Origin of the sequence: Haloarcula sediminis (genome assembly GCF_035656455.1) — an archaeon.
Lineage (GTDB): Archaea > Halobacteriota > Halobacteria > Halobacteriales > Haloarculaceae > Haloarcula > Haloarcula sediminis.
The window spans coordinates 279,666-300,182 of record NZ_JAYMGA010000001.1 but is presented as its reverse complement, the minus strand read 5'-3'; the positions used below and the strand labels follow the sequence as shown (position 1 = coordinate 300,182).

At 66.7% G+C, this 20,517-nt stretch carries 24 protein-coding genes and 2 tRNA genes; 10 read left to right on the top strand and 16 right to left on the bottom strand.

What is annotated here, in order from left to right; all coding sequences use genetic code 11:
• Positions 1-96 precede the first annotated feature (96 nt).
• Entirely contained in the window at positions 97-2,694 is a 2,598-nt protein-coding gene (locus VJ162_RS01635; RefSeq protein WP_324661961.1) for a heavy metal translocating P-type ATPase, read from the top strand.
• Positions 2,695-2,740: 46 nt separating this feature from the next.
• On the top strand, positions 2,741-4,459 hold the full coding sequence (locus tag VJ162_RS01630) for an ABC1 kinase family protein (protein ID WP_324661960.1): 1,719 nt from the start codon (positions 2,741-2,743) through the stop codon (positions 4,457-4,459).
• Between the two features lies 1 nt (position 4,460).
• Here the strand turns inward: VJ162_RS01630 and VJ162_RS01625 are convergent, their stop codons facing one another.
• The 3 genes from VJ162_RS01625 to VJ162_RS01615 all read right to left on the bottom strand — a co-directional run bounded on the left by VJ162_RS01625 (position 4,461) and on the right by VJ162_RS01615 (position 6,818).
• Positions 4,461-5,987 (bottom strand): cryptochrome/photolyase family protein, encoded by a 1,527-nt coding sequence (locus tag VJ162_RS01625; protein WP_324661959.1) that lies wholly within the window; start codon positions 5,985-5,987, stop codon positions 4,461-4,463.
• Positions 5,988-6,159: 172 nt separating this feature from the next.
• On the bottom strand, positions 6,160-6,462 hold the full coding sequence (locus tag VJ162_RS01620) for a DUF7521 family protein (RefSeq protein ID WP_324661958.1): 303 nt from the start codon (positions 6,460-6,462) through the stop codon (positions 6,160-6,162).
• A complete protein-coding gene (locus VJ162_RS01615) occupies positions 6,459-6,818 on the bottom strand; it encodes a helix-turn-helix domain-containing protein (protein WP_324661957.1) in 360 nt (119 codons plus the stop codon). The genes VJ162_RS01620 and VJ162_RS01615 overlap by 4 nt, the downstream gene beginning before the upstream one ends.
• A gap of 194 nt (positions 6,819-7,012) precedes the next feature.
• On the opposite strand from VJ162_RS01615, the gene VJ162_RS01610 reads away from it, so the two are divergent.
• Positions 7,013-7,864 carry a halocyanin domain-containing protein gene (locus VJ162_RS01610; protein WP_324661956.1) on the top strand — a complete coding sequence of 284 codons (852 nt, stop codon included), beginning with the start codon at positions 7,013-7,015 and terminating at the stop codon, positions 7,862-7,864.
• 223 nt (positions 7,865-8,087) lie between these two features.
• Here VJ162_RS01610 and VJ162_RS01605 read toward each other — a convergent pair.
• From VJ162_RS01605 to VJ162_RS01595, 3 genes are all read right to left on the bottom strand, one after another.
• Positions 8,088-8,161, bottom strand: a tRNA-Arg gene (locus tag VJ162_RS01605).
• 27 nt (positions 8,162-8,188) lie between these two features.
• Complete coding sequence (gene tatA / locus VJ162_RS01600; RefSeq protein ID WP_324661955.1) at positions 8,189-8,485, bottom strand: twin-arginine translocase TatA/TatE family subunit; 297 nt, start codon at positions 8,483-8,485, stop codon at positions 8,189-8,191.
• A gap of 165 nt (positions 8,486-8,650) precedes the next feature.
• Complete coding sequence (locus VJ162_RS01595) at positions 8,651-8,887, bottom strand: hypothetical protein (protein ID WP_324661954.1); 237 nt, start codon at positions 8,885-8,887, stop codon at positions 8,651-8,653.
• Between the two features lie 91 nt (positions 8,888-8,978).
• On the opposite strand from VJ162_RS01595, the gene VJ162_RS01590 reads away from it, so the two are divergent.
• Genes VJ162_RS01590 through VJ162_RS01580 form a run of 3 tightly spaced genes read left to right on the top strand, consistent with a single transcriptional unit; the run spans position 8,979 to position 10,718 of the window.
• Positions 8,979-9,452: a redoxin domain-containing protein gene (locus VJ162_RS01590; RefSeq protein WP_324661953.1), complete on the top strand. Its 474-nt coding sequence runs from the start codon at positions 8,979-8,981 to the stop codon at positions 9,450-9,452.
• Between the two features lie 39 nt (positions 9,453-9,491).
• Positions 9,492-10,304: an HD domain-containing protein gene (locus tag VJ162_RS01585; protein ID WP_324661952.1), complete on the top strand. Its 813-nt coding sequence runs from the start codon at positions 9,492-9,494 to the stop codon at positions 10,302-10,304.
• 57 nt (positions 10,305-10,361) lie between these two features.
• Positions 10,362-10,718, top strand: a complete 357-nt coding sequence (locus VJ162_RS01580; protein ID WP_324661951.1) for a hypothetical protein — start codon at positions 10,362-10,364, stop codon at positions 10,716-10,718.
• Positions 10,719-10,902: 184 nt separating this feature from the next.
• On the opposite strand, the gene VJ162_RS01575 is transcribed toward VJ162_RS01580, so the two are convergent.
• The 5 genes from VJ162_RS01575 to VJ162_RS01555 form a co-directional block, all read right to left on the bottom strand.
• Positions 10,903-10,973 (bottom strand) — tRNA-Gly (locus VJ162_RS01575).
• A 153-nt stretch (positions 10,974-11,126) separates the two neighbouring features.
• Positions 11,127-11,780: a class I SAM-dependent methyltransferase gene (locus VJ162_RS01570; protein ID WP_324661950.1), complete on the bottom strand. Its 654-nt coding sequence runs from the start codon at positions 11,778-11,780 to the stop codon at positions 11,127-11,129.
• Positions 11,781-11,819: 39 nt separating this feature from the next.
• Complete coding sequence (locus tag VJ162_RS01565) at positions 11,820-12,284, bottom strand: redoxin domain-containing protein (RefSeq protein WP_324661949.1); 465 nt, start codon at positions 12,282-12,284, stop codon at positions 11,820-11,822.
• A gap of 41 nt (positions 12,285-12,325) precedes the next feature.
• Positions 12,326-12,586, bottom strand: coding sequence for a hypothetical protein (locus tag VJ162_RS01560; protein WP_324661948.1), 261 nt, complete (start codon positions 12,584-12,586; stop codon positions 12,326-12,328).
• A gap of 41 nt (positions 12,587-12,627) precedes the next feature.
• Entirely contained in the window at positions 12,628-13,152 is a 525-nt protein-coding gene (locus VJ162_RS01555) for a DoxX family protein (RefSeq protein WP_324662963.1), read from the bottom strand.
• Between the two features lie 244 nt (positions 13,153-13,396).
• On the opposite strand from VJ162_RS01555, the gene VJ162_RS01550 reads away from it, so the two are divergent.
• From VJ162_RS01550 to VJ162_RS01540, 3 genes are all read left to right on the top strand, one after another.
• On the top strand, positions 13,397-14,863 hold the full coding sequence (locus VJ162_RS01550; protein ID WP_324661947.1) for an RtcB family protein: 1,467 nt from the start codon (positions 13,397-13,399) through the stop codon (positions 14,861-14,863).
• Positions 14,864-15,047: 184 nt separating this feature from the next.
• On the top strand, positions 15,048-15,458 hold the full coding sequence (locus VJ162_RS01545; RefSeq protein ID WP_324661946.1) for a universal stress protein: 411 nt from the start codon (positions 15,048-15,050) through the stop codon (positions 15,456-15,458).
• A 115-nt stretch (positions 15,459-15,573) separates the two neighbouring features.
• A complete protein-coding gene (locus tag VJ162_RS01540) occupies positions 15,574-16,371 on the top strand; it encodes an RIO1 family regulatory kinase/ATPase domain-containing protein (protein WP_324661945.1) in 798 nt (265 codons plus the stop codon).
• 29 nt (positions 16,372-16,400) lie between these two features.
• Here the strand turns inward: VJ162_RS01540 and VJ162_RS01535 are convergent, their stop codons facing one another.
• The 5 genes from VJ162_RS01535 to VJ162_RS01515 all read right to left on the bottom strand — a co-directional run bounded on the left by VJ162_RS01535 (position 16,401) and on the right by VJ162_RS01515 (position 20,119).
• Positions 16,401-16,952: an FAD-dependent oxidoreductase gene (locus VJ162_RS01535; protein WP_324661944.1), complete on the bottom strand. Its 552-nt coding sequence runs from the start codon at positions 16,950-16,952 to the stop codon at positions 16,401-16,403.
• 63 nt (positions 16,953-17,015) lie between these two features.
• Positions 17,016-17,501 (bottom strand): SRPBCC family protein, encoded by a 486-nt coding sequence (locus VJ162_RS01530; RefSeq protein ID WP_324661943.1) that lies wholly within the window; start codon positions 17,499-17,501, stop codon positions 17,016-17,018.
• A 390-nt stretch (positions 17,502-17,891) separates the two neighbouring features.
• Complete coding sequence (locus VJ162_RS01525) at positions 17,892-19,148, bottom strand: Glu/Leu/Phe/Val family dehydrogenase (protein WP_324661942.1); 1,257 nt, start codon at positions 19,146-19,148, stop codon at positions 17,892-17,894.
• A gap of 75 nt (positions 19,149-19,223) precedes the next feature.
• A complete protein-coding gene (locus VJ162_RS01520; protein WP_324661941.1) occupies positions 19,224-19,622 on the bottom strand; it encodes a pyridoxamine 5'-phosphate oxidase family protein in 399 nt (132 codons plus the stop codon).
• A gap of 284 nt (positions 19,623-19,906) precedes the next feature.
• On the bottom strand, positions 19,907-20,119 hold the full coding sequence (locus tag VJ162_RS01515; RefSeq protein WP_324661940.1) for a hypothetical protein: 213 nt from the start codon (positions 20,117-20,119) through the stop codon (positions 19,907-19,909).
• Between the two features lie 181 nt (positions 20,120-20,300).
• Between VJ162_RS01515 and VJ162_RS01510 the strand changes: the two genes are divergently transcribed.
• Entirely contained in the window at positions 20,301-20,453 is a 153-nt protein-coding gene (locus tag VJ162_RS01510) for a hypothetical protein (protein ID WP_324661939.1), read from the top strand.
• The last annotated feature ends 64 nt before the right edge of the window (positions 20,454-20,517 follow it).

Below are 20,517 nucleotides of genomic sequence, written 5' to 3'. Positions count from 1 at the left end.
CGCGACCTCACTTTCGATTCAAAGATTTCTATCGTCCAGTGTTTACCGAACAGAGGGACAAACCGCATCAACGGGCAGCCCCTACTAGAGGACAAGATGAGCGACCACACTATCCGCCTAGAGCTTACGGGGATGAGCTGTGCGAACTGTTCGGGGACCATCGAGAACCGCGTCGGCGACCTCGACGGCGTCTCGTCGGTCGACGCCAACTACGCGACCGACGAGGGAAGCGTCACCTACGACCCCGACCAGGTCTCGCTCGGCGACATCGTCGCCGCCGTGGAAGACGCCGGCTACGGGGTCGACACCGAGACGACGACAGTCGGCATCACCGACATGTCGTGTGCGAACTGCGCCGAGGCGAACACGGAGGCGCTCGTCGGCGTCGAGGGCGTCGTCTCGGCGGACGTCAACTACGCCACCGACGAGGCTCAGGTCACCTATCTGCCGTCAGTCGCCTCGCTGTCTGACCTCTACGACGCCGTCGAGGACGCCGGCTATTCGCCGGTCCGGGCGGACGCCGACTCGGGTGACGACAGCGGGAGCGGGCAGTCCGCCTCGGAGCGGCGGGACGCCGCCCGGAACGAGGAAGTGCGGAGACAGCTCCGGCTCACGCTCTTTGGGGCCGCGCTCTCGCTGCCCTTGCTCCTCTTTATGGCCGACCACCTGCTGTCGCTGGGACTGTTCGAGGCGGCGATTCTGGGCGTGCCGCTTGGCTGGGTCCAGTTCGCGCTCGCGACGCCGGTCCAGATAGCGCTGGGGAAGCCGTTCTACGAGAACGCCTACAAGGCCCTCGTGAAGAACCGGCGGGCCAACATGGACGTACTGATCGCGCTTGGCTCCTCGACGGCCTACGGCTACTCCGTCGTCGCCCTGCTCGATATCATCGCCAGCACGGGGCTGTACTTCGACACGGCCGCCTTCATCCTCGTCTTTATCACGCTTGGCAACTACCTCGAAGCCCGCTCGAAGTCCCAGGCCGGTGCGGCCATCCGCGAGCTGCTGGAGATGGAGGCCGACACCGCGACGGTCATCAGGGACGGCACCGAGGAAGAGATCCCCCTCGCCGACGTGGCGGTGGGCGACCGGCTGAAGGTCCGCCCCGGTGAGAAGATTCCCACCGACGGCGTCGTCCGGGACGGCGGCAGCGCGGTCGACGAGTCGATGGTCACGGGCGAGTCAGTCCCCGTCGAGAAGAGCGAGGGCGACGAGGTCATCGGCGCCACAGTCAACCAGAACGGTGTCCTCGAAATCGAGGCGACGAAGGTCGGCTCCGAGACCGCGCTCCAGCAGATCGTCGAGCGGGTCAAACAGGCCCAGTCGCGCCAGCCCGACATCCAGAACGTGGCCGACCGCATCTCGGCGTACTTCGTCCCGGCGGTCATCGCGAACGCCCTGCTGTGGGCGGTCGTCTGGGCTCTCGCCCCCGAGGCGCTGGCCGGCTTCGTCGAGGCGCTCCCCGTCTGGGGGCTCGCGGCCGGGGGGCCCGCCGCCGTGGGCGTCGGCGAGTTCGCCGTCGTCGTCTTCGCCTCGGCGGTGCTCATCGCCTGTCCCTGCGCGCTGGGGCTGGCGACCCCCGCCGCGACGATGGTCGGAACGGCCATCGGCGCCCGCAACGGCGTCCTGTTCAAGGGCGGCGACGTGCTCGAAACTGTCCGTGACATCGATACCGTCGTCTTCGACAAGACCGGGACGCTGACCGAGGGCGAGATGGAGCTGACCGACGTCGAGGTCGTCGGTCCGGCGGCCGACGGCGGAGCGCTGGCTGAACGCCCCGAACTCACCGAGGCGTTCGTCCTCGAACTCGCCGCAAGCGCCGAGAGCGGGAGCGAACACCCGCTCGCGAAAGCCATCGTCGAGGGCGCACGCGAGCGCGGCATCGACTTTTCCGACGCCGACACGTTCGAGAACGTCCCCGGCCAGGGCGTCCGGGCGAGGACCGAACACGGCGAGGTGCTGGTCGGGAACCGCAAACTGCTGGAGGAAAACGGCGTCGACACCGAGCCCGCAGAGGAGCAGATGGACGCACTGGAGCGGGAGGGGAAGACGGCGATGCTCGTCGCACTGTCCGCGCCGAGTGGGGATAGCTTCGAGCTGGTCGGCGTCGTCGCCGACGCGGACACCGTCAAGGACAGCGCCAAGCGAGCCGTCTCCGACCTCCGCGAGCGGGGCCTCGACGTCTGGATGATAACCGGCGACAACGGCCGGACCGCCCGCGCGGTCGCCGAACAGGTCGGCATCGACCCCGACAACGTTCAGGCCGAGGTGCTTCCCGAGGAGAAGGCCAAAGCGGTCGAGGGGATTCAGGACGGCGGGAGCCGCGCGATGATGGTCGGCGACGGCGTCAACGACGCGCCCGCGCTGGCGACGGCCACCGTCGGCTGTGCCATCGGTTCGGGCACCGACGTGGCAATCGAGGCCGCCGACGTGACCCTGCTGCGTGACGACCCTGCCGACGTGTTAAAGGCCATCCGCATCTCCGAGGCCAGCCTCCGGAAGATAAAGCAGAACCTGTTCTGGGCGCTGGGGTACAACACGGTGATGATTCCGCTGGCCTCGCTCGGGCTGCTCCAGCCGGCACTCGCGGCCGGAGCGATGGCGCTGTCGTCCGTGTCGGTGCTGGCAAACAGCATCGTCTTCCGTCGCTACACGCCCGAGGAAGACTACGAGCTACTGGGTGCGTTGCGGCCGTAAGCGACCTTCCAGTACGTTCATCTGCCCGGAAGCCTGACACCCGGTAGTGAGTCAGTCACGGGCCAGCGGCGGCGCACGCAGACAGCCCTCGGGCCTGGGTGTCCGCCTGCGGGCGCTGTGGCGCGCCCTCGTCGTCGCCTGGCAGTTCGTTCCGTTCGTCTGGGGCTGGGCCAGGGACCGCAAGCGGTTCCTGTTTTTCGGCCGCTCCCGGGAGGTTACGAGCGACCAGCGCGTCCAGCGGGCGCGGCGGCTCAAGACGACGTTTCTGGACCTGGGTCCGGCCTTCATCAAACTGGGGCAGATGCTGTCGACACGGCCGGACGCGCTCCCGCGAGAGTACATCGAGGTGCTCTCCGAACTCCAGGACAAGGTGCCGCCCGAGCCGTGGGACACGATCGAACCGGTACTCGAAGCGGAACTCGGCGCACCCGTTGCGGAGCGGTTCGACGGCTTCGACACCCAGCCTATCAGCGGCGCCTCGCTCGGGCAGGTGTACGAGGCCGAAATCGACGGGGAGCGGGTCGCGGTGAAGGTGCTGCGGCCGGGTATCCGGGAGCGCGTCGAGTCGGATCTGCGCGTGCTGGAGACGCTGACGCCGCTGCTGGCCCGCGGCGCCGACCCGGCCCAGGCCTACACGCTGGAGAACCTAAGCGAGGAGTTCGCCGCCACGATCCGGGCGGAGATGGACTACGCCCACGAGGCACGAATGCTGCGGGAAATCGGCGCGAGCTTCGCCGACAGGGGGGACGTGGCCATCCCCGAGGTCGTCGAGAGCCACTCGACGGACCGCGTGGTGACGATGACGTATCTCGACGGGGTGAAAATCGACGACGTGGCCCGAATCGACGAGATGGGCGTCGACCGCGGCGAGCTGGTCCAGCGGCTCGAAGAGGTGTACATCCGGATGATAGTCGAGGACGGCCGCTTCCACGCCGACCCCCACCCCGGGAATCTGGCAGTCCAGGAAGACGGGACGCTGGTCTTCTATGACTTCGGGATGACCGGCCGGCTCGGGGCCCGCACCCGCGAGCAGCTGATGGAGTTCTACGTCGGGCTGGCGACCGACGACGTGGACCGCGTGATGGACGCCTTCGTCGCGATGGGGGCGCTGGACCCGGCGGCGGACCGCGAGGTGATGGCCGAGGCATTCGAGATAGTCATCGAGCAGTTCCGCGGCGAGGACATCAGCGAGTACCGCGTCGAACAGCTCGTCGGGCAATTCGAGAGCCAGCTCTACGAGTTCCCGATGCGGCTCCCGCAGGACCTCGCGCTCGTGGTGCGCGTGACCACGGTGCTTGAGGGGGTCTGCCGGACCCTCGATTCCGACTTCGACTTCATCGAGGTGATAACCGACTACGTGATGGCCCAGGGCGGGACCGACGCGGGCGACGCCATCCGCGAGGAGATTCAGGAGACAGTCACCAGCGGCGCCAGGTCGCTGGTGACGACGGCACCGCGTGCGGAGCGGGCCCTCGATATCGCCCAGCGGGGGGAGCTGACACTGGAGACCGTCCTCAGGGACGGCGACGGGCTGGCCCGGCAGATGGCAAAGCGGCTGCTCGTGGGCTTTGTCGCGGCCGCCGGCATCCCCGTGGCGGCCTTCTTTTACGTCGACGCGACGCTTCCCTCGGTCGCCGTGGCGCTGGGCGTGACCGGCCTCTCGCTTTCGGTACTCGTCTGGTCGTTCCGCCGCTCGCGCGGCGACAGTCTCACCACGCCACAGTTCACGCGCCACGAGATGCGCCAGCGGGAGCGAGAGGGGTAGCTCACAGCTCGCCCTCGCGAGCCATCGCCCGAATCTCGTCGGCCCGCTCGCGGATCTCGGTCCACTCCTCGTCGCTTTTGCCGTCTACGTGGCTGTACATCAGCCCCATCCGGTGGTTCGAGCGGAGCGTGTCCTCGTTGCGCTCCAGGAAGTCCCAGTACAGCGCGTTGAACGGACAGGCTCCCTCACCGGTGGTCTTTGTCTTGTAGTACGGACAGCCCGAACAGTAGTCGCTCATCTTGTCGACGTAGTTGGCCGAGGCGGCGTACGGTTTCGTCGCGAAGACGCCGGCGCCGTACAGCCCCATCTCGACGACGTTCGGCGTCGTCACCCAGTGGAAGGCGTCGACGTAGGCCGCGTGGAACCACCGGTTGAGCTGGGCCGGCTCGACGCCGTAGACGAGCCCGAAGTTCGCCAGTAGCATCAGCCGCTCGATGTGGTGGGAGTAGCCACGCTTTCGGACCCCCTCGACCACGTCCGAGAGACAGGCCATGTCGGTGTCGCCGGTCCAGTAGAACTCCGGAAGCGGTTCGGCGGCGCCCAGCTGGTTCGCCGTGGCCAACTCCGGCATCTCGCGGCGGTAGACGTGGCGGAGGAACTCCCGCCAGCCGAGCACCTGTCGGACGAACCCCTCGACGCTGTTGAGCGGCGCCGAACCGTCCTCGTAGGCCGCGATGGCGCGCTCGATTACCTCGTCGGGCGCGAGCAAGCCCAGGTTCAGCGATGTCGACAGCAGGCTGTGGCTCATGGCCCACGCCTCGCCCCGCATGGCGTCCTGATACGGGCCGAAGTCGGCGAGCCGGTAGGTGACAAAGTGGTCAAGCGCCCGCACTGCCTGCCGCCGGGTGACCGGCCAGCGGAACGGTTCGGGATCGGCCCAGTCGCCGCCGTACGGCGGCCCGTCGTAGCCGCCGGCGAACGTCTCAGTGACCCATCTGGCGGTCTCCTCGGTCGTCTCGTCCATCTCGAAGGTGGGCGGGTCGGCCGACTCCCAGTCCTCCGGTGGCGTCTCGCGGTTTTGATCGTCGTAGTTCCACTCCCCGCCGACCGGGTCGCCATCGTCCATCAGGTAGCCCGTCTCGCGCCGCATGAACCGATAGAAGTCCTCGTGGCGATAGCGGCCCTCGCTCGCCCACGCGTCGAACCGGTCTGGCGAACAGAGGAACCGCTCGTCGGGAACGAACTCGACGGTTCCGCCCGCACCAGAGACCAGCGCTTCGATGCGCTCGCGGGCGCCGGCCGTCTGTGGTTCGGTGGTCACCAGCCGGTCGTCGGGATACTCGTCGAAATGGGCGGCGAGCCCGTCCGCGAACGTCTCGACCTGTCGGTAGTGGACGGTTCGGCCCGCCTCCCGCGCCGTGTCCCGGAACTGCCGCATCGCCGCAAACACCAGCGTCAGTTTGTGCGGGTGGTACGGCAGTCTGCGGGCGAACGACTCGGCCTCGATGAGAAGCAGTGGCTCGTCCGGCCGGCGGGCCAGAGGCCCCCGGCGCCGAACGAGGTGGTCGCCCCGGAGCCACACCGTCATCTGTGCCCTCGCATGCGTTCCGTTTCCGGTTCGACCATTATCAACCCACGTCCGAACCACGTAGGTACCGGGACCCGTCAAGAGCTGACGACGGTTTCACGCTGCGTTTTGTCTGCCCGTCACGTGTGCCCGGACCGGGAGAACGGTTGCAGCGACAGTCTGCAAAGCACGGTCACCGGTCGAGCAAGGCGCCGCGGCCGGCGGCGTACAGCGAGTACGCGATGACGGCGAACCCCGCGGCGGTGACAGCGGTCTCGAAAAGCAACGCCGTCGCCACCGAGAACCCGAACAGCTGGTCCGCGACACCGGCCAGCAGCGACCCGGAGGTGACCGTGCCAAAGCCGACAGCGAGGTACGTCAGCGCCCGGGAACCGGTTTTCCTTGCGGCCTTGGCGGCGAAGTAAGTGATGAGGCCGCCAAGCAGTAGCGTCACAGTCTTGAGTCCGATGACGATGGGCGAGATTTGACCGTTCATAGTTCCTCACTAACGCGCGACCACAGGAGCGCTAGCCGCTCGTCTGCTGATTTCCGGGGGCGGAGACACTCGACGTCGAACGCGTCTTCGCCCGTGAGCGGAACGAAGACGCCTGTCGTGTCGCGGACGTACGTGGTCGTATGGTGGCCGTCCGGACGCAGTTCCGTCTCCTCGGCCACCAGCCCCGCTTCGCTCAGTTGCTGGAGCTTGCGGTACGTGCTGGTCTGTGGGAGGTCACACGCCTCCGCGACGGCTCTCGCGGGCAGTGGCTCGTCGACGGCCGCGAGGATATCGCGACAGTCGGGGTCCGCTAACGCCTCGAACAGGGCTTGGTCGTCGGTCTCGTCTCCACTCACGGGGGCCTCCTGTGGGCGGCGGGGACAGTCCGTTTCGCGTGCTATCGGAGGGCACGGGTGTGAATCTACCGGTCACGTAGAGGGACTCCCCGGCTTGTGGTACGTGGATGAGATAGTAAGCACCGTGTCCCGATTTCCAGAATGTGGAAATCGAGGGGTGTTTTAGGCAGTATTCGGCCCTATCTGTCGGCGTGATGCAACGACCCTCCACCCGCCGCACGTTCCTCCTGAGTACAGCGGCGACCGGCGTCGCCGCCACCGCCGGTTGCCTCGCAACCGGAACCTCGGACGAAGACGAGTCGACCCCGACCGGAACGCCGGAGCGGACACCGCCCGAGGACCTCGACGCGTGGCTCGAAGACGCCAACGGCTACGACGGCGACACACGCCGGTTCGGGCCGAGCGAACGGCCGACCGTCGCCGTCGGCGAGGAGACCGACGACGGCATCGCCTTCTCGCCGGTCGTCATCGAGGTCCCGCCGATGACCGAAGTGGAGTGGGACTGGACCGGCCACGGCGGCCAGCACAACGTCGTCGCGCTCGATGGCACCTTCGACAGCGGGAACACGAACGCACAGGCCGGCACGAGCTACGAGTTCTTCTTCAAGGAACCCGGCGAGTACGCCTTCGTCAGCGAACCCGACGACGGGATGCGAGGCGCCGTCGTCGTCGCCGAACCGCCGTCGACCGGGTACGACGCCGTCGACGAGTGGCTGGCCGATGTGAGCAACTTCGACGGGACAGTCACCGACCGAACGGGCAGCGCCACCGCCACCGTCCGCGTCGGCACCGAGGGCAACGGCGGGACGTTTGCCTTCGACCCGCCCGCGCTCCGCGTCACCACTGGGTCGACCGTCCAGTGGGAGTGGACCGGCGAGGGTGGCGGCCACAACGTCACCTTCGAAGACGCCGACATCGGCTCCGGTGGGGCCACCCCGGAGCCGGACACCGCCTTCGAACACACCTTCGAGGAGGCGGGCCAGTACCGCTACTCCTGTCTGCCCCACCAGGGAGTCGGGATGAAAGGCGCTGTCATCGTCGAGTAGACGGCCGCGGCTCGTCCCGGTGCATATTGTGCGCCCGTCCGCTCGTCGCAAAACGGGCGTGGCGGGAGTGAGCGAAACCGGCGGTTTCGCGAACTACGCCACGGCCGCGAACCCACGAAGTGAGGGCGGGCGTGGCGGGATCCGGACCCAAGGCGAGACTCGCTGCGCTCGTCTCGCGTGACTAGAATCCCGCCATGCCGGTTCGCTCTCTGCGGTCGCTGCACGGGCGTGGCGGGATTCGAACCCGCGCTCTAGGGGTTAGGAACCCCTCACCCTCGTCCACTAGGCCACACGCCCGCCGGGATATAAAAGCTGGAAATCCGGTTAGTTGCTGCTGGATTCGGTCGTCGTCTCGTCGGTCGTGACCGAGTCGGTCTCGGAAGCGGTTCCGGCCTCGTCGGCGCTCGACGACTCGCTGGGGGACGCGCCCTCGCGCATCTCCTCGAGCTCCTGCTCGACTTCCTCACGCCCCTTCTGGAACTCGCCCATCGCCTCGCCGGTCGAGCGAGCGAGCTTGGGAATCTTGTTGGCGCCAAACAGGAGCACGGCGATGAGGAGGATAACTAGCAGCTCCACCCCACCGGGAACTCCGGGGAACAGTGGTACGATGGTCCCTGACATTGTGATGGGTACTTACGTGGTTGCTATTATAGTCTTTTTGTCTGGTCCCCCGGTTTCGGAACTGTCTTTTACAGGGGTGAGATCGCCGATATCGGCGTTTCGGGCGAGCAGTTCTATCCCGCGATATCAACCTTTTGTCGGACCTGGTACTGACACCGCACCGCCTCACTGCTGGACGAGCCGGGCGGTGACGTCGTCGAGCCAGTCGGGCACGTCGAGGTCCGCGAGCGTGCCGTCGCGCCAGGTCGTCACGACCTCCGTCGCGCCGTCGCGCGTGAGGTCTATCTGCCACTTGCGACCGTCCTCGGCCGTGATGTTGAAGCGGGCGCCGCCGTTGGCCAGCGTGGAGACGTGTTCGACCGTCACCTCGATGCCGGTGTAGACCTCCATCGTGTCGGGCATGGTGGTCCTATATGCCGGCGGCTATTTAAATGACACCGCGGGCGCAGGCCGGACCACGGCACTCATCCGTCTCGGACCCGGAAGCCGGGGTATGATTGCAGTCGGCGACGAGGCCCCGGATTTTACCGCACCGCTCGCAAACGGCGACGTAGCCGAACTGTCCCTCTCCGACGCCGTCGCAGACGGCCCGGTCGTGCTGGCTTTCTTCCCGGGCGCGTTCACGAGCGTCTGCAGTCACGAGATGGACACCTTCGACGACCGCCTCGACGAGTTCACCGACGCGGGGGTCACCGTCTACGGGGTGAGCATCGACACGCCGTTCGCCCAGAACGCCTTCCGCGAGGAACTCGGGCTCGGCTTTGACCTGATAAGCGACAGCAACCGCGACATCGTCGACGCCTACGACATCTCGATGGACTTCACCGCCCTTGGCGTCCACAACCTCGCAAAGCGGGCGGTGTTCGTCGTCGACGAGGACCGCACCGTGACCTACGCCTGGGCCAGTGACGATCCCGGCGTCGAACCCGACTACGACGAGGTCATCGAGGCCGTCCGAGACGCCTGAAAGCCCGGCTTTTTCTCGCTGGCCACACTTGATGAGGCTATGAGCGAGACCGACGAGGAGACGGGTGGCCGCATCTACGACCCCGGCGCCGACCACGCGTTCCCCGACGAGCGCGTCAACGACGTGCTCGACACGCTGGCCGCCGACGAGGAAGTGCAGGCGTATCTCGAAGCGCAAAACGTCAATCCCGTGGCCCGCAAACGCTACAACGACCACGGGACCAAACACATAAGCATCGTCCGCAACAGGGCGCTGTGTCTCTACGACCTGCTCAAGCGGGGCGGCGTCGAGTTCAACGGCGCGGCCCAGCAGGACCTTGCGGAGGCCGACGAAGCAGTCATCGTCGCGCTCGCGGCGACGCTGCACGACATCGGCCACGTCGTCCACCGCGACGACCACCCCTACTACTCGATTCCGCTGGCCGCCGACCTGCTCGACCGACTGCTCGAAGGGTACTACGACGTCGGCGAGCGCGTCCGGATGAAAGGCGAGGTCCTCCACGCCATCCTCTGTCACCACACCGAGGAGGAACCGCTGACGCTGGAGGCCGGTGTCGTCCGCGTCGCCGACGCCCTGGACATGGAGCGGGGGCGCTCGCGGATCCCCTATGAACACGGCGGCCGCGGCATCAACACCGTCTCCAGCCAGGCCATCGAGACGGTGACGCTCGAACCCGGCGACGACTACCCCGTGCTGGTCGAAATCGAGATGAACAACGCCGCCGGGGTCTACCAGGTCGACAACCTCCTGAAGGCGAAACTCCACGGCTCCGGGCTGGAGGGGATGATCCGCATCGTGGCGCTCAACAGCCACGAAAACGGGGACCGCATCGTCGAGCGGATCGAGCTCTGAGCGGGAGAACGTGTGAGCGACATAACTGTTTAGTACCGCCGAATCCTACCTGTGTGCATGAGTCTCATCCCCCTCGACGAGCCGCGGGGTGACGGGCCGAGCGACGGCCGAGACGGGTCGGATGATACGCCTCTCTTTGACCGGTTGCTGTCCGGGCTACGGGCCGTGGTACTGGCGTTTCCGGGCGGTTCGACGCTGGTGAACGATTCGGCCAGTGACCGGCCCGAGCCGACGGTCGAGGACGCCGACCGCGACGCCGCTCCCGACCGGACCGCGCCGGCCGCGCTTCCCGGCGGGTCAGAGAGCACGGTCGACGTGGTCAGTACCGAGACGGACGACACCCTCACCGTCGAAGCCGTCGACAACCCCGACGCCACCATCAGCTCGGACACCTGGGAACCAATCGAGCGGTAGTCACGACACGTCTTTTTGCCGCCGCCACGTTGTTGTAGTCGCTCCGTACATTTGTTCCTCGCAGGATGTGGCGGCCGGGATTTGAACCACCCGAAGACGGTCGCTGGCTTCGCTCGCGCTGCGTCTTCACTACTTCAAACCCCTTTGTACAGCATTTCCGACTCACGAATTGTTCGTCGGAAAATGCGGCGACCGGGATTTGAACCCGGGCCATGAGCTTGGAAGGCTCAGGTCCTACCACTAGACCACCGCCGCGCTCACTCCGTTCGCGCGGCGAGGTTCGCAGTTCCAAGGGAACTGCTCACCACCGCCGCTCGTCGCGTTGTCGGCGCCGGCCGCAGCTCCCGCAGGGTTGCTCACCACCAGCGCACTCTCGAACGGGTGTGCTCGGAAATAGAGCCAAGGTGATTAAGGACTTTTCCCTTCGGACCGGACGACGGCGTAGCAGTTGCCACTGGAGACCTCGAACGAGACCGTCGCCAGGTCGCTTTGGTTCAGCGTCCGTCGGAACTCCGCCGGGGCGTAGATGTGGTAGAACCGTGGCACCGTCTCGCCGCCGGGCAGCGTCCAGTCGACGGTGGTGTCGAAGCCGGTCTCGGCGTCCTCGGGGGCGTCGAAGCGGTCGTGGGCCGTGCTCCAGACGCTGACCAGCGCGCGGCCGTCGGGGGAGAGCACCCGGGCGAGTTCGTCGAGGCTCGCGCGCCGGTCGGCGGCCGACGGGAGGTGGTGCAGGGTCGCAACGTAGACAGCCAGGTCGATACGGTCGTCGGCCAGGGGCAGGCGGGCGGCGTCCCCGAGTGCGAGCGCGGCGCGGTCACCGACGCGCTCGGCGGCGGCCGAGAGCAGTGCCCGAGAAGCATCCAGCCCGACGACCCGGTCGGCCGCGTCGGCGAGCAAGGCGGCGTGGCGGCCGTTGCCACAGCCGATATCGAGCGCCGTCCCGCCTTCGGGGGCGTCCGCGACGAAGGACTCGACCTCGGGCCAGGCGTACTCGCGGGTCTTCGAGAAGTGGGTGCCGATGCGCTCGTAGGTCTCGCGGACGCCGGCCCGGGAGCGGTCCATGTGACCCCGTGTGCGAGGCGGGCGCTTACCGCTTTCCACTCACAGCCGCGCGACGGCCGACCGGATTGGCGCGATGTCGGGCGCCACCGTGTCGCGGTCCGGCTCGGGGTCCGCCCACGCGAACTCGACGCGACACCGACGGTCGACGAGAAAGGCCGCCCGCCGCGTCGAGCCGTCGGGGCGCTGGACGCCGAACTGACCGTCGACGCCGGGGTGGTCGACCAGCAGCGGGAACGGCAGGTCGAGGTCGGCGGCAAACTGGCGGTGGTCGTCCATACTCCCGGGCGCGACGCCGAGGACGGCGATGGCGTCGGTCAGGTCACCCCAGTCGGTGTCCCGGAGCGCCTCCAGATACGCGGTACAGCGTGGCTCGAAGTCCGCGGTGTAGAAGGCGACTACCACCGGAGCCTGCCGGGCGGCCGCCGAAAGCCGGTAAGCGCCGGTCGTTGCTCCGTCGGTCCCGTCGAGGTCGAAGTCCGGCGCCGGCTCACCCGTTTCGAGCATACCGTCGAAAGACGCTGCCGGGAAAAAAGCCGTTTGCCGTCTCAGTCAGCTATCGTCTCGTGGTCGGCCGCCTCTTTTCGGGGCTCGACCGGCGTCACGAGCTTGTATCCGCCGTAGAGCGCCAGCACGAGCAGCCCGGCCAGCACCAGCCCGGTCCGGAGCGCCGGATCGACCATCGGCGTCGCAACGATTTCGCCGGCATCGTTGGTCACCGGTGCCGCACCGTAGGGCGACCCGACGAGTATCTCGACGAGGCCCAGCCCTGCGATGCCAAGCAACATCAGTCCGCTGCTCAATGCCATTGCCGCTTTGTCGATAGTGTTAGTCATTTTTTGTCACCTCGTTAGCCCAGTAGGTACCGGAGCCGCGGGTGTTGCTTGACGAACTCCAGCCGCTCGATGATGGCGCCGAGACCGTAGTACCGGCCCGCACCGACCACGATGATCGTCACGAACAGCAGCAGCCCCATCAGGTCCGCGTTGACCAGCCCGTGGCCGAACTCAGCGTTCCCGATCCAGAACAGGGCCATGAAGAAGACCCCGCCGGCCGCGGCCAGTCGGGTGAGCACGCCGGCCATCACCGCGAGCCCGATGAGCGTCTCGAACAGCGGGACGCCGGGCTCGATGAGCCACGCTAGGTTGTTCCCCATCCACACCGGAATCGGGCCCAGCGCCGTTCCAGTCATCTGTTTGAGGTAGGCCGTTCCGTAGGTGTAGGACAGCCCGTCCTCGATGAGCTTGGTGACGCCGGCGTGGAAGAACCACCACCCGGTCACAAGCCGCAGGAAGGCCAGCCAGTAGGCCGTCCACGGCCCGTCCAGTGCGAGCTCGAAGTCGTCGGTCAGGGGGTTAGTTGCTTGGTAGGACATCGGTGCCTCACATGAGAACATGTGCGTCCCATCAGTATATACGGAGACGGGGGTTCCCAGAGAGTGAGAACGATTTTGAGGAGGTAAGAACGTTCATGCCGCCGGATTCGTTGTCGACTGACATCGACCTTTGAGCGGCGCTACCGGCGACAGTGGCTACCGAGAGAGCGGGTCGTGGTCGGCGTGTGTCTTCGGGGACCGGACCACCGTGAGGTTCAAACGCCCCTCGGAACTACCACGGGTAATGGCAATCGAGCTTTCGGGCGCCCACACCACGGCGCGCGTGCTGGTCGACGACGAGTCGCTGGTCGAGGAGGGGTGTATGGAGCAGATACAGACGCTCATCGACCACCCGGCGTTCACCGAGCCGGTCCGCATCATGCCCGACACACACTGGGGGGCGGGCGCGCCCATCGGCTTCACGATGCCGCTTGCCGACCGCGTCGTCCCCAACATCGTCGGCGTGGACGTGGGCTGTGGGATGGCGGCCACGAACCTGGGCCAGCGGCTCCCGCTCGACGACGCCGAACGCGAGCGCCGCGTTCGCGAGGCCGTCCCGATGGGCCGGTCGGTCCACGACTACGACGACGCGCCCCATCTGGTCTCGGAGTTCCCGTTCGAGCGGGCCAACGAGGTGTTCAAGCAGTTCGACCGGGCCTTCGCCGAGCGCTTTGGCGAACACATCGACCCCATCGAGTTCGATTTCGACGGCTACGACGCCGACTACTTCGAGTCACTCTGTGACCGCGTGCTGGCCGACCAGCGCCAGGGGATGGACCACATCATCAAGAGCGCCGGCACGCTGGGCGGAGGGAACCACTTCGTGGAGTTTGCGAAGGGCCGGGAGTCGGGCAACTACTGGCTCGTCGTCCACAGCGGCTCCCGGTACCTGGGGATGTCCGTCGCCCAGTACTGGCAGGGAACGGCCACCGACCGGCGGGCCATCGGCGATATCCGCGCCGAGATTCCCGACGAGTACACCGAGTACCTGAAGTTCGACCCCGACACCGTCGAGTCGCGTGAGCTCTACACCTGGGTCACCGGCGGGATGGGCGAATCCTACATCGACAAGGAGCGCCTGCGCCGGGAGCTTTCGGGGAGTGACATCGAGGACGCCTTCGACAGACTCGGTCGCCTTCAGCAGGCAGTGCGGGACGACCTCGGCGAGGACGACCGGGACGAGGACCTCGACTGGCTGGAGGGTCGGGAGGCCCACGGCTACTACGTGGACATGCTGTTTGCCCAGCAGTACGCTCGCTGGAACCGGGAGCTGATGAGCGACGCCATCTGTGACGTACTGGGCGTCGAGCCGGTCGAGCGGTTCCAGTCCATCCATAACTACATCGACTTCAGGGACCTGACGATCCGGAAAGGCGCGACGCCGGCCCGCGAGGGCCAGCAGCTCGTCGTCCCGTTTAACATGGCCGAGGGGTCGGTCATCGCCCGCGGCAAGGGCAACGACGACTGGCACCGGACCGCGCCCCACGGCGCCGGCCGGGTGATGAGCCGCCGGCGGGCCCACGACGTGGTCGACATGGACGAGTTCGCGGCGGCGATGGACGGCATCTACTCCGAATCGGTCGTCGAGGGCGTTCGCGACGAGGCGCCGATGGCCTACAAGGACGCCGAGCGCATCGCCACAGCGCTCGAACCGACAGCCGAGCTGGTCGAGTGGCTCGACCCGGTTCACAACCTGAAATCGACCGACTGAACGGGTCCGGCGGCGCGGCCGCGGTTTCGTGGGCCGGTGAGTGACGAACGCTCTGCACGCTTCCCCACGGCCCCGGATTGGCACGCCAGCCGACAGGCGTGCCGAGGGCCGATGTTCGGATTGGGAACGGGCTCGTTCGACCGCGCGCGACAAGCGATATTTGCGCCCGGCCCGTAGAGCCGATATGACCATCCTGGTCGCCGTCGCCGACGACGAGGCCGCGACCCGCGTCATCGAGACGGCCGTCGCGCTCGGTACGGGACTCGATACGTCGCTTTATGTCGTCCACCTGGTCGACGACGCCGACGCGGACCGGACCGCCGAGCGGATGCGCGACGCGCTCACGGAGCGACTGACCGACGAGCCGGTCGAGGCGACCGTCGCCCTGGAGTACGTGGGCCGCCACGGCCGCCGGTCCGGCGCTCGCATCGCCAGCGAACTGCTCGAAATTGCCGAGGACGTCGACATCACCCACATCGTCATGGGCCACGAGGCGAAGGGGCTGGGCGGTCGGCTGCGCAGCGGCGACGCCGCCTTCGCCGTGGTCAACGAGACGACGGTGCCGGTCACCGTCGTCCCGCCCGTCGAGGACTGAGTCGGCCCGACCCCACGGCGTGGCCGTGTCGCTGTCGGGAGTGTCGCGACAGGTGCCGCGGTGACACGGCCGTGTGGGACACAACATCTATGCGTCGGCCTCGCGTCTTTTGCCCGTGGCGTTCAGACGGCTCCTCCGCGGGACGGTCCCGTGGTCGCAACTGGAGGGCGTCAGCCGGGCGGTGCTGTCCCGGTACGACGAGCCCGCCGGCCGCGTCCGGTTTCTGGAGGCCGACAACTGGCTCTCGACGCCGATGGTCGTCGAGGACCGCTGGTTCGTGAAGGTCGTCACTCCACAGAACTCGCTGGTCCACGCGCTCCTGACAACGGGGCGTAACATCGGCGCCTTCTCGTCGGGGACCGAGGGCTTTTTCGAGCACTTCGGGACGCCCTACGGCATGGCCGAGCACGAGCTGGCGGCGACCGAGCGGATGCGCGAACTCGGCGTCAACGCGCCCGAACCTATCGAGGCGTTCGAGTACGAGGGGCTGGGCGTCATCGTCCTCGAGTATCTCGACGATTTCCGGACCCTCGATGAACTGCCGACCGAGGCAGTCGCCTCACACGCGGAGACCGTCTTCGAGTTCCTCCACCGGATGCACGAGGCCGGACTCGCCCACGGCGACTTCCGCTCGGAGAACGTCCTCGTGGCCGACGACCGGCTCTACTTCATCGACGCGACCAGCGTCCGGGAGGCGGCCATCGACGACGCCCGGGCCTACGACGTGGCCTGTGCGCTCGGCGCGCTGGAGCCACTCGTCGGCGCCCACACCGCCGTCGAGGCGGCCAGAACGTACTACACGACCGAGGAGTTACTGGCCGCAGAGGAGTTTCTGGATTTCGTCAACATCCGCCCGGACCACGACTTCGAGGCCGCCGTCATCCGCGGCGCTATCGAGCGGTCGGCCGATTGAGCGGGCTCGAAAACGGCGGGGCGGTCGGCTTACTCGGCGTCGGCCGGCACGTCGAAGTCGTGGAAGTGCTCGCCTTCCTCCTTCGAGAGGATATCGAGCGCCGCTGCGCCGCCGTCGCCGGCGGAGATGACCGCCTGCCACTCCTGGTCGCGGACCATCGCGCCAGTGGCGTAGGCGTCCTCGACGCTGGTCTCCATCGAGAGGTTCACGTCGACGAGGTCGCCGTCGAAGGCACAGCCCAGTTCCTCGGCCAGCGAGCGGTCGGCACCGGTCGCGAGCACGAGGTAGGTCGCTTCGGCCTCGCCGTCCTCGGTCGTGACGGTAAAGCCGTCGTCGCCCTGCTCGACGCCCGTGACCTCGCTTTCCGTGATGTCGACGCCGAACTCCTCGACCTGCTCGCGGGAGGCCTCGACGAACTCGGTACCGTCCATCGAGTCGATGCCGAGGTAGTTGAACAGGTGGGCCTTGTGCATCCACGTCTCGTCGGTGTCGTAGACGACTGTATCGAGGCCGTTTTTCTCCGTGAACAGTGCCGCGCTGAGGCCGGCGGGACCGCCGCCGACGACTACTACATCAGTCATATAGCATCTGTACTCGGCCGACACTGAAAGGCTTGTCCGAGGCGGCAGTATCAGCGACGCCGTTTAGGCTTCCAAGAGCTCTCTGGTCTTCCGGTGGCGGAATCGAAACATCGGCTCCATCCCGACAAATCCCAGCGGTCCGGCGACCTCGCCGAGGCGTCCGCCGGGCAGTTCGTACACTACCCGGTCGTGGACGACGGTCGCGAGGTCGCCGGCCGCGCGGAACTGATGGGTGTGTTCCCACTCCGGGAAGGGCCCCTCGCGCATCACGTCCCGGAACATCGCCCCGTCCTCGCGCTCCTCGCGGGCGACGATTTCGGAGACCCACCGCTGGCGCGGCCCGACGCCAAAGGGCCGTATCGAGGAGACGACGACCGACCCGGCAGTCAGCTCCGCCGGGTCGGGCTCGCCGTCGGGTCCACGGCTCTCCTCGACGCGGAGGTGCATCCAGTCGGGCGTCAGCGCCACGAGACCGTCGGCCGTCGCGTGAAACTCCCAGACGTCGTCGAGGGGTGCCGACACGCGGACCTCGCGCTCGAAAACGGGCATAGTATTGTGTTGGGCCGAGTAGAACAAAACTCCGGCGGTCGGCTAGTAACTGTCACAGAGTTCGTTCGTGCCGCCAGCAAGGACTCTTACAGCCAGAAAGCCCCCGCGCTCTCGACTCGCGCGGCTCGCTGTGCCCCTCGCCTCCCGCTGGTCGGCTGCGGTGCTTACTTCGCCGTGCTTCGTCGAGAGCACGGCCCCTTTCAGTCCCACCCATGCCGGCTGCCCAACCGGCTATGGGCGGGACTGAAAGGGGCGGCCTGCTAACCGACGGCGGGCGACGCAAGCACTGCAGGGAGCGTAGCGACCGAAGCGCACAGCGAGCCCCCCGAGGTTAGCAGGCCGGGGCTTTCTGGCTCTCAGTACCAGTGTATGTAGAACAAGAAACCGTTACTAGGGCCAGATACCGCTCTCCTCGGCGGCGTCGACGACGCGCTCGATGGCGACGACGTACATCGCGGTCCGGAAGTTCGGCGCGTCGGTGCGCTCGTAGGTGTCGACGAGGTTGTCGAAGGCGTCGGTGATGATGGTCTCCAGTTCGTCGTTGACCCGCTCTTCGGACCAGTAGAAGCGCTGGCGGTTCTGGACCCACTCGAAGTAGGAGACGGTGACGCCGCCGGCGTTGGCGAGGATGTCGGGGAAGACAGCCACGTCGCGGTCGGTCAGTACGTCGTCGGCCCGCGGTGTCAGCGGGCCGTTTGCGGCCTCGACGATGATGTCGGCCTCGACGTCGGGAGCGATGTCGCCGTCGATAGCGTTCTCCAGTGCGGCGGGGACCAGCAGGTCCACGTCCATCGTCAGCAGCGCCTCGTTGGACATCGCGTCGGTCGCGCCCTCGAAGTCCGCCAGCGAGCCCGTCTCGCGCTTGTGGGCCTTCGCGGCCCGGGGGTCGAAGCCGTCGGGGTTGTAGACAGCGCCCGAGGAGTCCGAGGCGGCGACGATGTTCGCACCGAGGTCGTCGATGAGCTTCGCGGCGATAGAGCCCGCGTTACCGTACCCCTGGATGGCGACGGTCGCGTCCTCGATATCTTTCCCCAGATAGTCAAAGGCCTCGCGCGCGGTGAGCATCACCGACCGACCGGTCGCCTCGACCCGGCCCGCGCTCCCGCCGGACTCGGGCGCCTTCCCCGTGATGACGCCCGGCTCCGTGGTGTTTTCCAGCGTCTCGTAGGTGTCCTTTATCCAGTTCATCTCCCGCTGGCCGGTGTTGACGTCGGGCGCGGGGATGTCCTTGTCCTCGCCGATGAGGGGCCGGAGTTCTTTCGCGAACGAGCGGGTGATACGCTCGATTTCGCTCGCGGAGTACTGACGCGGGTCGATGCGGATACCGCCCTTGCCACCGCCGTAGGGGATGCCGACGGCGGCGCACTTGTACACCATCCACCCCGAGAGGGCCTTGACCTCGTCGCGCGATACTTGGGGGTGATAGCGGATACCGCCTTTGTAGGGGCCGCGGTCGCCGTTAAACTGGGAGCGAAAGGCCCGGACAACCTCGATAGAGCCGTCGTCTAGCTCCACCGAGAGGTTCGCCTCCAGCACCCGCTCGGGGTGTTTCAGGCGCTCTAGGACGTCGGTGGGGTATTCGAGGTAGGCGGCTGCGTCGTCGATCTGCTCCTGCAGACTCTCAAACGGGTTTACCTCGTCGGACATACCCTAGCCGTGAGCGAGAACGGACAAAAGGATGCCGCCGGCCATGGGCGTATTCGCCACAGGGGAGCCGGACGCTCACCCCCCGTGGAACACGTCGTCGGCGCGAATCCGGAGGATGACCCGCTCGCTCTCGATGGGCTGGGGGTACTCGTTTTCGCCCATGTAACGGGCCGCGAGTTCGTCGATGTGTTCGCGGGCCCCCTCGGTGGTCACCGCGTCTACCTCGCCGGTGACAGCGAGGAACCGATAGGGGTCATCGGGGTCGGTCATGCTGACCGACACAGTCGGGTCCCGGTCGACGTTTTTGGCCTTCCGCCGGTGGCGCTCGGTGTTGACGAGCAGGCGGTCGCCGTCCGGGTCGTAGTCGACCCACACCGGCGTCGTGTGTGGTCGGCCGTCGGGGAGCATCGTCGTCACGTGCGCGAACGTCGGCTTCTCGAAGAGGTCGTGGTACTGCTCGGGGATCGACGCCATGTGTCAGCCATCGTGAGGGAGGGTGTTAGTTGTATGCCGCCACAATCGACGCCGGCCCGCCGCATCGTCCGCTCGTTCCGCCGTTCGAGCGGCTGAGAGGGGTCGGCGCCCGATACCGCCACATTTCGCTGCGTCCGTGAGAGTGGGGCACCGAAAGTCCCCCTCCGAGCCCGTTGACAGGCTGTGTGCCAGTGTCCGTTGGTGGAGCACAGCTTGTTTACTCGCTTGAATGGGGAAAACATCCGCTCGGTTTGTCTGTACATCTACCGATTACGCACACAAAATCACTCGAGATACCCCAAGTCCCGTAGATTCTCGACTATTTCATCGTCAGTAACTGTCTCGTCAATCGCTTCATCAAGATCGTCTCGGCGCTGTAACAGTACCTGAATCAGTTGCCTCGCATTCCGCGCCTTGTAGATGGTTTCTGAACTATCTACGTCTTCTTCGATACCCGCTAGCAGTTCGTCAATCGTTTTGAGAATTGTTTTTGGCATACCTGTATCACATACCCGGATAGTGCTGGATAATCAATGCCTTTTTGATTTTCCTCAGGAGCGAGTGTTATGTTCCATCTTTAGTAGACTATTCGTCGAGAGCGTGACACTCAGGTAAGAGGCCTCCTCGCGGACAGAAGCGCCCGACAGTGGCTTCCACACCGGACGCGTAGGATGGGGCATGATGCCGCCACTCCGTCGCCGCTGTCCGCAGTGTGGACATCGGGACTGGACGCCCCGCTTCGAGGCGGTCCGTGTCGACGGGACTCACCGCATCGTCTGTCCGGCCTGTGGGCACCGGTTCGAGCCGGTCGAGAAGCCCTGGCTCCGGTGACGGGGGCCGGCTGACCGCCGCGCCGATTGGTGTCGCTCCCGTGAGCAAGTAGCCACCGGAGTGA